Origin of the sequence: Janthinobacterium sp. SUN120, from assembly GCF_030397735.1 — a bacterium.
GTDB classification, from domain to species: domain Bacteria; phylum Pseudomonadota; class Gammaproteobacteria; order Burkholderiales; family Burkholderiaceae_D; genus Janthinobacterium; species Janthinobacterium kumbetense.
Map to the genome: position 1 here is coordinate 2095103 of NZ_JAPUBW010000001.1, position 11879 is coordinate 2106981.

The following is an 11879-nucleotide window of genomic DNA, read 5'->3' on the forward strand; positions in this document are numbered from 1 at the left end:
TATAATTCGCCTGCGGGGTGGAGCAGTCTGGCAGCTCGTCGGGCTCATAACCCGAAGGTCACAGGTTCAAATCCTGTCCCCGCAACCAATATTTGAAAACCGCTGATTCCTGCAAGGGATTCAGCGGTTTTTTCATTCCTGGCCGCCTTTATACGGCGGCGCTGGCCCTGATCTGCCTGGCCGCCGCATGCAGGCTGGCCGCCACCCGCTCCAGCTTGTCGGCTCCCGCCGTTTCGGCCAGCGCGGCAAAGGCGCTGATATGAAACGTGGCCACCATCGCCGGCGACACTTCCAGTTCCAGCGCGGTCTTGCTCAATTCCGTCGACGCTTCGAGGTAAGGCTCGCTGCCCGCCTCGAACGCCTGCTTCGTTTCCAGCAATTCCTGGCCGCCTTCCGCCTTGGCCAGGCACGCATCGACCTTTTGCTGGAAGGCCGGCAAGGTATCGCGTACGGGGCCGGCGTCCGGCGCCGCTTCGGGTTCCGGCTCCACTGGCGCAGGCGCGGCTGCGGCCGGCTTGTCCGCCGGCGGCATGTCGCGCAGGGTCAGCCAGCGCTCGACGGCGAGGAAATCGGCAAACGGCTCGGCCACCTTGGGATTCATCAGCCAGACCTCGCCCGTGCGCCAGTCGATCCGGGCGCCGCGCTCATTTCTCGCCAACAGAATATCCTTGCCGCCATCGGCATTCGACACCCGGCCGATATCGAGCCAGTTCATCAGTTCCGCCTGGCGCGACATCGCGTTGACCCGGTGGAAAAAGGCCAACCATAAGAATCGGGCGACCAGGAGAACCAGGGCACCGCCAACCATCCACATCATTTTTCGCTCCGCACCACATCGACAGCCCGCATTTTCTCACATGAAAGCTTGCGCCAAGGAAACTTTTACATCTGCCGTGCGCGGGCGCAAATCCACCGCGCGCACAACTTGGAGGGCAGTCGCATTTCAGCAACGCCGCGTTTTCCCAATTGCCTGGCGGGCGCCGCTACGCTATTATGAGAACAATTCTCATTTAGATTAAGCCGCCCCGTACGCATGCTGTCCGCCCCTTCCCCGCCGTCCGATTTCCAGTCTCTGTATGCCGAGCACCACTCCTGGCTGCTGCATTGGCTGAAGCGCCGCCTGCACGATGCGGGGCTGGCGGGCGACCTGGCGCAGGATACCTTCCTGAAGATCTTCGTTGCGCGCAGCAGTGCCGGGATCGCGCAGCCGCGCCCTTTCCTGGCCACCATCGCCAAACGCCTGCTGGCCAACCACTGCCGGCGCGAAGCGCTCGAACGGGCCTACCTCGACGCCCTGCTGCACCAGCCGCAAGCCTGCACGCCGTCGCCGGAAGCGATGTCCCTCCTGCTCGAATCGCTGCAACTGGTCGACCGCGCGCTGGACCAGCTTTCCGCCAAGGCCAGGGCCGCCTTCCTGCTGGCCCACCTGGACGGCATGACCTATGCCGAGATCGCCTCCGAACTGGATACCACCACGCATTCCGTCAAAAAATACCTGAGCAAGGCCAACCTGCTGTGCTTTTTTGCCGTGCCCGATTTTGCCGGCCCCTGACATGCGCGGCGCCACCGTCTACGCCCAGGGCCAGCCCATCGACCTGGCCATCGCCATGCAGGCGGCCGAATGGCTGGCCACCCTGATGAGCGGTGCCACCACGCCGGCGGAAAAAACGGCCTGGCAACAGTGGCGCCAGGCGCATCCCGACCACGAACGCGCGTGGAAACACATCGAAAGCGTCAGCGGCGGCTTGCGGGAACTCGATGCGCAGGCCAGCCGCAAGGCACTGCTGCAACGTCCCACCTCGCTCCCGGTCTCGCGGCGCAGCAGCCTGCGGTTGCTGGCGTGGGCATCGACCATCGGCCTCACGGGCTGGTTCGGCGCGCAGTCGGAATACGCGCCCGACTTTGCCCGCGCCGCGCTGGCAGACCTGTCCACCGGCGTGGGCGAACGCCGCGAGCTGACGCTGCCCGACGGCACCCGCTTGCACCTGAACAGCGGCAGCGCCGTCAACATCCGCTACACGGGTGCGCAGCGCCTGCTGCAACTGGTGCAGGGCGAAATCTTCATTGCCACCGCCCGCGAAACGGGCATGCCCTACCGCCCCTTCCTCGTCGAAACCGCGCACGGCCGCGCGCAGGCGCTGGGCACGCGCTACTCGGTGCGCCAGGCGGACGGCAGCACCGAGGTCGCCGTCGAAGAAGGCGCCGTCCGGCTGCTGCCGCGCCAGGGCGATGGCAATCTGCTCCTCCGCGCTGGCCAGGGCGGCGGCATGACGGCGCAGCAGGTCTTGCCCGCGCACGCCGTTTCGCCCGACATCTGGGCCTGGCGCCAGGGCTTGCTGCTGGCCGACGCCATGCCGCTGCGCGACTTCCTGCATGAACTGAGCCGCTACCGCCACGGCTTGCTGGGCTGCGACGACGCCGTCGCCGGCCTGCGCATTTCCGGCGTCTTCCCGCTGGCCGACCTGGACGCCGTGCTGCTGTCGCTGCCCGACTCCCTGCCGGTAGACGTGCGCCTGCGCACGCGCTACTGGGTGCAGGTGGAAGCGCGCCAGCAGCGCTGACCATTTATTTTGAGGCCGACGCAAAAAAAGGTACCCGCTTTCGCTTCTCGCGTGACCTGTGTAGGCAACGTCCTTTTTGACGACTACACCACAAGGTAACCATGTCTCTTGCCATTCACTACAAGCCGCGCATCAAGCGCATGGCGTATGCCATCCAACTCGTCTTCATCGGTTCGGCCCTGCTGCTGAACGCCCAGGCGCCAGCCCTGGCGCAGGAAAGCGCAGCAGCGCCAGCGGCCAGCCTCGACTTCCAGGTGCCGGCCGGCGACCTGGCGACGGCGCTGCGCCAGGTCGCCAGCCAGTCGCGGGTCATCCTCAGCTTCACGCCGGAGCAGACGCGCGGCAAGACGTCGACCGGCTTGAGCGGCCGCCACGACGTGCTGGCCGCCCTGAACGGCGTGCTGCGCGGCACGGGCCTGAAGGCCGAGCGCAGCGCCAACGGCAGCTATGTGCTGCGCCCGGCCGATGCCGCGGCGGGTGGCGAAGCGCTGTCGATGATGCCGGAAGTGTCGGTCAAGGCGCAGCAGGATGCCACCGAAGGCTCGGGCGCGTATGTCTCCACCCTGCCGATCGCCACGGCCACGCCACTGGGCCTGTCGATCCGGGAAACGCCGCAGTCGGTCAGCGTCATCACGCAGCAGCGCATGCAGGACCAGGGCTTGAGCACGATCGCGCAAGTGATGGCGCAAACGCCGGGCATCACGCTGTATTCGCTGGGCAGCGAACGCACGGGCTTTACTTCGCGCGGCTATTCGATCACCAATTACCAGCTCGATGGCGTCAGCACGCACTCGGAAACCATGGGCCTCAATGCGATACCGTCGCAAAGCCTGGCCGACATGGCGCTGTACGACCGCATCGAAGTGCTGCGCGGCGCCTCGGGCCTGATGACGGGCGCGGGCGATGCCTCGGGCGCCATCAACATGGTGCGCAAGAAGCCGACGGCGCAATTCCAGGCGTCCGTCGAGGGCGAGCTGGGTTCCCACGATGAGCGGCGCGCCATGGCCGACGTTGCCGGCCCGCTCAACGACGCGGGCACGGTGCGCGGCCGCCTCGTGACGGTGTACGAGGAAGGCGACAGCATCGTCGACGGCTACAGCCGCGACAAGAAAGTGGTCTACGGCGTGCTCGAGGCGGACATCTCAAGCGACACGAAACTGACGGCCGGCGTCACGCACCAGCGCAAGCGCTCGAACGGATCCCTGTCCTACCTGGGCTTTCCCCTGTTCTACAGCAATGGCAGCATGACGAACCTGCCCCGTTCCTTCAGCCCGGCGGCCACGTCGAATCGCTTCGACACCAATTCGACCGACGTCTTCGCCACTGTGGAACACGCGCTGGCGAACGACTGGAAGCTGAAAGTCTCGGCCAACCGCGTGCAGTCGTCGCAGGAAGAGCGCTCCGTCTACCTGAACGTCAGCGGAAGCTTGCCCAACCAGGCCACGGGCGATGGCCTGCGCCTGAACGCCGACTACCGCGACTACCAGCTCCAGGTCAACAGCGTGGACGTCAACGTGCGCGGCCCATTCAGCGCATTCGGCCGCCAGCACGAACTGGTGCTGGGCATGGACTACAGCGAATTTCAAAGCACGACGGATGCCCGTTTCGACAATAGCATCGAGCGCACGCCTGTCAACCTGTACCGCTGGAATCGCACGGCGACGCCCGTGTTTGGCGGCACCTATGGCACCAACGACAGCACGCGCCGCCAGGCCAGCGTGTATGCCGCCACGCGCCTCCATCTCTCCGAGCGCCTGAAATTGATCGCCGGGGCAAAAGTGCTGCGCTACGACGAAAATTACATCTCCGACACGCCTGCCGAGTCCTATTACAACGCGGCGCCAGCCTCGGAAAGCCGCGTCGTCACGCCGTATGGCGGTCTGGTGTTCGACATCGACGGCACGCACAGCGCCTACGCCAGTTATTCCACCATCTATCAGCCGCAAGCATCGCAAGACCGCTATGGCAAGCTGCTGGCGCCACGCGAAGGCAAGACCCTGGAAGCTGGCGTCAAGAGCGGCTGGTTCGATGGCCGCCTGAACACGGCCGCCGCGCTGTACCAGATCCGCCAGGACAATCTGGCCGAGTCGGATCCAGGTTACTACGTGCCTGGCACAAAGATTTCCGCCAACCGAGCCATCAAGGGTGCCAAAACCCAGGGCGTGGACCTGGAAGCGACGGGCGCACTGACGCCGGACTGGAACATCTCGGCCTCGTGGTCGTACAGCCAGACGGAAGACAATACGGGCAAGACCATCCTGACCACCTTCCCGCGCCACCTGGTGAAACTGTGGACCACTTACCGCCTGCCCGGCGAATTCAAGCGCCTGACGGTGGGCGGCGGCATGAACTGGCAAAGCCGCGTGTATTCCGACATCGATGCGTGGCAGGTCGACCGCACCCTGCATTGGGAACAGAAGGCGTACTCGGTGGCCAGCCTGATGGCGCGCTACGACGTCAGCGACAAGCTGTCGGCCACCGTCAACGTGGCCAACCTGTTCGACAAGCAGTACACGGCTTCCGTGTCGGACTGGTGGTTGTCGGGCATGCATGGCCCGGCGCGCAAGGTGGCTTTGACCGTGCGCTATCAGTTCTGACCCTTGCCCAGCTTGCGGATCAAGCTGGGAGGCATGCCTGCCGCGGCCTGAAAGGCGCGCGTCATGTGGGCAAGATCGGAAAACCCCTCGTCGGCGGCGATCATCGTCAGGCTATCGGCGGACGGCAGCCGATGCGCGGCACGCACGAGGCGCGCGGCCTGGCGCAACGCCTCCGCCGTCATGCCCACTTCGCGCAATCGGCGTTCCAGCGTGCGCTGATGGCAACCCAGTCTGCCGGCAAGCTGGCCGATAGGGAAGTGGCCTTCGTTTTCAAAGACGAACGCCACTTCCGCCGCCGTCGACGATTCGATGCCCAGCAACAGGGCAAGCGCACCCAGGCTGCGCTTTGGTGCGCCGTCCGGCGCAGCCGCATTGGCGCGCGTGGTCGCCAGCATGGTGTCGATGATGGCAAGGGTGCCATGGCGGCAGCTATCGGGGTCGCTGGCGGCCACGCGGGAAGCGCGCGCCGCGCCGCGCGCCACATTGCCGGCCCCTTGCCCGCCAAGACTGGTCTGCACACCCAGGTTCGCAGACTGGTTATAGGCATTGAACGCGACGAACACGTCGGCTTCGCGCCGGAATGAGGAGAGCAGCAGATAGCTGGGATTGATGTCGGTCGCCAGGAAGTCATTCACCAGGCGTTCGATGACGCCTGGTGCCGATCCTTTGGGACTCCTGGCCATGCCGGCGGCATGGTAGCGCTGATAAGGCAAATGTCCCTGGATCACGTGCGAGACGGCCGAAGCGAAGCGCGCCATGGGCGTCCAGCCGGCCCGCCCTTCCAGTGCATGGACAACCACGTGATACGCAAGCGAGTTCGACATTCCTGGCATCCTGTAGCATCGGTGAAGGGGCCGCAGGCATCTGTCTGCCCGGTCAGGCCTGCATCACGATGCCGCGTTCGTTAGTTGCCATAATACAATGAAAACATCGCGAAATGGTATTTTTGAAAACATTAGAATGTTCTATATGCCCGTCGATGCCTGTCCTGGCGCCGCCGGGCGCTGGCGCTGCATCTCCTGCAGCCGCGCACGGGCCTTTTGCCACTCTTCCTTGACACACACGGCCGTGGCGAGCGGCATGCGGAGAAAGATGGCCGAAAACGGTCCCTGTGCCTCGCTGTCGCGCAAGCGCCGTCCAGCCAATGTATGTCCCGAAAATATGGGCGACGTGATTGTCAAATCAGATTTCCCGGTTCCCTGCGTATGCACTCCGTCCGGCATTTCCACGATCACATGCTCGAAGCCGCGATCGGTGATTTCAACTGAAGGTTTCCATTTCGTCAGGTAATGCTCTACCATATTCTCAGATGCATAAATGAAAATGTTTTCAGCAGGCAAGAACACGTCGAAAGCGCCACGCCGCACCTGACGTTTGGCTCCCGAGGTAACGTAGGAACGCTTGCCCTTGGACCGGATGCGCAGCTGGGCGCTGGCATAATCGAGCTCCATCGTGAAGCGCGCCGATTCCAGGACCCACGTCCGCCCCTCTATCCCCCCGACGCTGACGACTTTGTCCCGCGCGCGCTCCGCGCGCACACGCGACCGCCACCACCACACAAGGCACAGGACAACGGGAATGGAATAGGGTAAAAAAATAAGCGTCAAGCCGAAGGCAAACGGCAGGACAAAAAAGATAAACAGCAATAACTTCAAGACCAGCCACATGAGCGCCTCCCTGCGTATATGGGTGCGCGCAGACGTCCATGCAATGACGCCGGACGTCGCGCCACGAGAATGGCGACCATCGCCATTCGGATGCCCCATCTTTTCATGCGCAGGCCAGGCAGGCTTGAATCCATGCGACACGGATGGATTATTTAGCCTGGTGCAGGACTGCGGCAACGCGAACGGCCATCGCCATGCGGCGACGTCGCCCTCCAGGCAGCCGTGAAATTTCACATTTGCCATGCCACGGTGATACAATTTTCGCGCACCAGCAAACGAATGACACCCAAGGAGAATGTGTGAAGGACCTCGCCCCCGCCCTGCCAGCCGATCCGGCCGACCAACCCGCCAATCCCTCGCGCCGGCGCATTTTCCAGGCCGCTTCCGCAGTCGGCCTGGCCGCCAGCCTGCCCGCGCTGGCCGATGCCGCGCCAGCCAGGAAGACCATCGCCAAGGGGTCGCTCGACGCGAAACTCAAGGCGCACGTCAAGAACGTGGTCGTGATCTACCTGGAAAACCGCAGCTTCAACAACCTGTTCGCCAACTTCCCCGGCACCAGCGCCCCCCTGTCCGCCGTCACGGCCGAACAGGCGCAGCAGCTGGACCGCAACGGCAAGCCGCTGGCCACCCTGCCGAAGATCTGGGGCGGCCTGGTGCCTAACCAGCAGAATATCGGCGGCATCGATTACCTGATCAAGGAAGACCAGATTTCCGGCCTGCCCAACGCGCCCTACAAATTGAGCGACGCGGCCGGCAAGCCCCTGCCCGAGAGCATCATCACGCGCGACCTCGTGCACCGTTTCTATAACAATCAGATGCAGATCAACGGCGGCAAGAACGACGGCTTTGCCGCGTGGGCCGACAGCGGCGGCCTGGTGATGGGCCATTACGGCGAAACGTCGAAAAACCTGAACCTGTGGCAGATCGCCGAACAGTACACCTTGTGCGACAACTTCTTCATGGCGGCCTTCGGCGGCTCCTACATGAACCACCAGTTCCTCGTGACGGGCCGCGCCAACGAATATTTCAATGCTTCCGAGACGGCGGCGAAGAAAAAGATCGCCGTGCTATCCGACGGCCCGCAAGGCGTGCGCCTGGCGATCTCGCCCGACTGCCCCGCCTCCGCGCTGGACGGCAAGCCGAAATACGTCAACGACGGCGCCCTGACTCCGGACGGCTATGCCGTCAACACCATGGCGCCGCCATATCAACCGAGCTACATCCGCCCGGCCTTCGATGGCGACCCGCTGCACGCCGACCCGGCCGACGCGAATACGCTGCCGCCGCAAACCTATGACACCATCGGCGACCTGCTGTCGCGCAAGGGCGTCAGCTGGGCGTGGTATGGCGGCGGCTGGCAAGCGGCGCTCGACCACAAGGGCGGCGGCAGCAAGCCGAACTTCCAGTTCCACCACCAGCCGCTGAACTATTTCAAGCAGTTCGCTCCCGGCACGGCCGCGCGCGCCGAACACCTGCGCGACGGCGGCACGGGCGACAGCCCGATCTCGAACAAATTCCTCGCCGCGGCCGTGGCGGGCAAGCTGCCGGCCGTGACCTTCTACAAGCCGCAGGGCAACCTGAACCTGCATGCCGGTTATTCGGACATCGAGTCGGGCGACCAGCACGTGGCCAACGTCATCCAGCATCTGAAGGAATCGCCGCAGTGGAAAGACATGATCGTGGTGATCACATTCGATGAAAACGGCGGCTGGTGGGACCACGTGGCGCCGCCGAAGGGCGACCGCTGGGGGCCGGGCACGCGCATTCCCGCCATCGTCGTCTCACCCTACGCGAAGAAAGGCGCCGTCGACCACAGTTTTTATGACACGACGTCGATCCTGCGCCTGATCACGCGCCTGCACGACTTGCCGCTGCTCGAAGGCCTGAAGGTGCGCAACGACGCGTTCGCGTCACGCGGCGCGCTGCCGCCAGGCGACCTGACGGGTGCCCTGAGCTTCCGCTGAGCCCCACACAGTGCGGCACGCCTGTGATACACTGCGTGCCGCACTTAAATCCGCAGGACAAGTTTTCCTGCAGGTTATCCCAACAATGAGCCCGACTCCAGTAGCCGGGCTTTTGTTTTGTGGATGAAGTTAAAGCGTATAGACATAGGCGGGCAGCACCTTGCCCGCCCCCTGGCGATCGCAAGCCAGGGACAGAGGTTAGCAAATGAGAGATAAAAAAGACAACGCCACCATCGACTTGCCCGGCTTCGGCCCGCCGCCAGCGCCCGAGGCGCCAGAGCCTGCGCCGGAACCGCAACGCCGCTCGCGCGCGCGCAAGGTGGCCTTGAAGCAGGTGCAGCTCGAACTGCTGGAGCCGACCGATGCCACGGGCCTGCCCGTGTGGACGCGCGACGCCGGCCTCGATCTGACCGGCTTGCCCATCTGGGCGCCCGACAATTAACACCCCATGCCAGCGGCCGTTTGCCGCCGGCTTCCACACCACCATCCGCACAAGGGCGTAGAACGCCTGTAGACTGTGCCCATCCACCCGCTTTTTACCGGCTCCGCCCCTATGAACACCACCACTGACACCACCACTTCCTTTGCCAGCCTGCCGCTGACGCCCGCCTTTTTGGCCAACCTGGATTCGCTCGGCTACCACGAGATGACCACCATCCAGGCGCAAAGCCTGCCGGCGGTGCTCGATGGCCGCGACCTGATCGCCCAGGCGAAAACAGGCAGCGGCAAGACGGCCGCCTTCGGCATCGGCATCCTGCACAAGCTCAATCCGGCCTGGTTTGCCGTGCAAGGCCTGGTGCTGTGCCCCACGCGCGAACTGGCCGACCAGGTGGCCAATGAATTGCGGCGCCTGGCCCGCGCGGCCGGCAACATCAAGATCCTGACCCTGACGGGCGGCGCGCCGATGCGTCCGCAAATCGCTTCGCTGGAACACGGCGCCCACATCGTCGTCGGCACGCCGGGCCGCCTGCGCGACCACCTGGGCCGCGGCACCATCAACCTGAATCACGTGCAGACGCTGGTGCTCGATGAAGCGGACCGCATGACGGACATGGGCTTTTACGAGGAAATCGCCGGCATCGTCAGCGCCTGCCCTGTACGCCGCCAGACCTTGCTGTTCTCGGCCACGTATCCGGAAGACATCCGCCGCGCCACGGCGTCGTTTCTCGTCAATCCGCTGGAAGTGACGGTCGAAGCGCAGCATGACAACGACAAGATCGAGCAGCGCTTCTATGAAATCGGCTTCGACGAGCGCAACAGCGCCGTCGGCAAGCTGTTGAAGCACTTCAAGCCGGAATCGACGCTGGCCTTCTGCAACACCAAGGTGCACTGCCGCGAACTGGCCGAAGAACTGCGCCAGCAGGGCTTTTCCGCGCTGGCCCTGTACGGCGAGCTGGAACAGCGCGAGCGCGATGAAATCCTCGTGTTGTTCGCCAACCGCAGCTGCTCCGTGCTGGTGGCCACCGACGTGGCCGCGCGCGGCCTCGATATTTCCGACCTGGGCGCCGTGATCAACGTCGACGTGTCGAAGGACACGGAAGTGCACATCCACCGCATCGGCCGCACGGGCCGCGGCAGCAAGAAGGGCCTGGCCCTGTCGCTGTGCGCGCCGAACGAGAAAAAATGGGTCAAGCTGATCGAGCAATACCAGAACAGCGCCGCCGAATGGCACGACCTGAAGGAACTGGCGGAAGATGACGGGATGGAAGCGCTGCCGGCGCCGATGGTCACCCTGTGCATCATGGGCGGCAAGAAGGACAAGCTGCGCCCGGGCGACCTGCTGGGCGCGCTGACGGGCGACGCGGGCCTCACCAAGGAGCAAGTGGGCAAGATCAACGTGTTCGAGTTCATGACCTACGTGGCGCTCGACCGCAAGGTGGCCGAAGCGGCCTTCAAGCGCCTCAACGCCGGTAACTCCCTGGGCCGCGACTTCGGCAACATCAAGGGCCGCAGCTTCAAGATGCGCTTTATCGAGGCGTAAGCCGCTGTAATGCCCGTAGGGCCGCCATGGCCCTGCTTCCCGGATAATCGTCCCATGCGGGGTAGCGCCCGCGGTAGTAGCAGTTCCAGTAGCTGACGGCGCGCCGCTCCAGCGTATCCACATACGCGGGGTTCTCCCGCAGGTAGCGCGCCAGCGCCTGCGCATTCCAGGCCGGCAGCGCCGCCCCGATTCTCTCGACGATCTCCAGCACGTATTCGCCGCACAGGTGCACGACGAACGGCACCGTCCACGCCCGCTGCTGCAGCAACAGCTGTTTTAAACACGCTTCGCGCAGATGGCCATCGTGGTGGCGCGTGCCCAGACACAGGGCGATCACGCCCGCGTCGCCGGGCAGCCGCGTACAGGCCAGCAATCGCTGGCGGTCGTAATACGTGCGCGTCGGGATCAGCAAGGCCTCGCCATCCTGGCATACGGCAAATGGCGGGTGTGCCTGGCTACTCCCCAGCGCGGGCAGCAGCTGCGCCACAGGGCCGGCCAATGCCGCCGGAAAGGCGCCTGCTTCAAGCATCGCGCTCCTCCTGGCACACTTTGCGCACGCCCAGCGCAGGTTTATCCACCTTTTCAAAGATCACATTCGAATACCATGCGGCAGGGTCGCCTTCGGTGGGCTTGCCCAGCGAAATATAGTAAGCGCCGTCGGTGAACAGGGCCGTGGTTTCCTTGCCTGGCGTCGCACCTTGCAGGAAGCCGGGCCAAGCCGCCTTGTCGACTTGATTAAAACGCGCGGCCAGCAGCGCCAGCAAGCGCGCGTGCGAGGCCGGCGCATACGGGAACAGATACAGGTATTCGACCAGTTCGCCGCCGTCAGCCAGGCGCGTGACGGCGGCCGTCGCCGCCTCGACCTCACCACCAAAACTGCACAGCACTCCGCCGCTGTAGGCGAAATCGATGACGGTCGCCGGCGCACACGCCTGCCGTTCGCGGTCGACGCCGACGGGCGGCAGTGCGCGCACTTGCGCCAGCAGCGCCTCGCTCGATGTAGCCAGCGCGGGAAAACCGGGGCAGGCACTGGCCGCCTGGACGGAGTTCGACAAGGCAAGGCAACAACTCAATAGCAGCAAACGACGCTTCACGGCATCTCCAGTTTC

General features: G+C 64.4%; 11 protein-coding genes and 1 tRNA gene. 7 read left to right on the forward strand and 5 right to left on the reverse strand.

The features are described 5' to 3' along the window. Positions 1-11 precede the first annotated feature (11 nt). Positions 12-88 (forward strand) — tRNA-Met (locus tag O0879_RS09185). A 60-nt stretch (positions 89-148) separates the two neighbouring features. Here O0879_RS09185 and O0879_RS09190 read toward each other — a convergent pair. Beyond that, positions 149-817 (reverse strand): hypothetical protein, encoded by a 669-nt coding sequence (locus O0879_RS09190; protein ID WP_289916057.1) that lies wholly within the window; start codon positions 815-817, stop codon positions 149-151. A gap of 216 nt (positions 818-1033) precedes the next feature. Between O0879_RS09190 and O0879_RS09195 the strand changes: the two genes are divergently transcribed. From O0879_RS09195 to O0879_RS09205, 3 genes are all read left to right on the forward strand, one after another. Then, the gene (locus tag O0879_RS09195) at positions 1034-1552 is read left to right on the forward strand and encodes a sigma-70 family RNA polymerase sigma factor (protein WP_289916059.1); all 519 of its coding nucleotides are present in this window, start codon (positions 1034-1036) and stop codon (positions 1550-1552) included. Position 1553: 1 nt separating this feature from the next. Further along, on the forward strand, positions 1554-2561 hold the full coding sequence (locus O0879_RS09200; protein WP_289916060.1) for a FecR domain-containing protein: 1008 nt from the start codon (positions 1554-1556) through the stop codon (positions 2559-2561). Positions 2562-2662: 101 nt separating this feature from the next. Then, the gene (locus tag O0879_RS09205; RefSeq protein ID WP_289916061.1) at positions 2663-5158 is read left to right on the forward strand and encodes a TonB-dependent receptor; all 2496 of its coding nucleotides are present in this window, start codon (positions 2663-2665) and stop codon (positions 5156-5158) included. Here O0879_RS09205 and O0879_RS09210 read toward each other — a convergent pair. Together O0879_RS09210 and O0879_RS09215 are read right to left on the reverse strand one after the other, a co-directional pair. Next, positions 5149-5982 (reverse strand): helix-turn-helix domain-containing protein, encoded by an 834-nt coding sequence (locus O0879_RS09210; RefSeq protein WP_289916062.1) that lies wholly within the window; start codon positions 5980-5982, stop codon positions 5149-5151. The two genes, O0879_RS09205 and O0879_RS09210, sit on opposite strands and share 10 nt — an antisense overlap. Before the next feature lie 141 nt (positions 5983-6123). Next, positions 6124-7068 (reverse strand): hypothetical protein, encoded by a 945-nt coding sequence (locus O0879_RS09215; protein WP_289916063.1) that lies wholly within the window; start codon positions 7066-7068, stop codon positions 6124-6126. Between the two features lie 56 nt (positions 7069-7124). Between O0879_RS09215 and O0879_RS09220 the strand changes: the two genes are divergently transcribed. The 3 genes from O0879_RS09220 (at position 7125) to dbpA (ending at position 10770) form a co-directional block, all read left to right on the forward strand. Further along, positions 7125-8789 (forward strand): acid phosphatase, encoded by a 1665-nt coding sequence (locus O0879_RS09220; protein WP_289916064.1) that lies wholly within the window; start codon positions 7125-7127, stop codon positions 8787-8789. A 205-nt stretch (positions 8790-8994) separates the two neighbouring features. Further along, a complete protein-coding gene (locus O0879_RS09225) occupies positions 8995-9231 on the forward strand; it encodes a hypothetical protein (protein WP_289916065.1) in 237 nt (78 codons plus the stop codon). Between the two features lie 111 nt (positions 9232-9342). After that, entirely contained in the window at positions 9343-10770 is a 1428-nt protein-coding gene (gene dbpA, locus O0879_RS09230; RefSeq protein WP_289916066.1) for an ATP-dependent RNA helicase DbpA, read from the forward strand. Here dbpA and O0879_RS09235 read toward each other — a convergent pair. Both O0879_RS09235 and O0879_RS09240 read right to left on the reverse strand, forming a co-directional pair. After that, a complete protein-coding gene (locus O0879_RS09235; RefSeq protein WP_289916068.1) occupies positions 10757-11299 on the reverse strand; it encodes a hypothetical protein in 543 nt (180 codons plus the stop codon). The genes dbpA and O0879_RS09235 overlap by 14 nt on opposite strands. Then, positions 11292-11825 carry a hypothetical protein gene (locus O0879_RS09240; protein ID WP_289916069.1) on the reverse strand — a complete coding sequence of 178 codons (534 nt, stop codon included), beginning with the start codon at positions 11823-11825 and terminating at the stop codon, positions 11292-11294. The genes O0879_RS09235 and O0879_RS09240 overlap by 8 nt, the downstream gene beginning before the upstream one ends. Between the last annotated feature and the right edge of the window lie 54 nt (positions 11826-11879).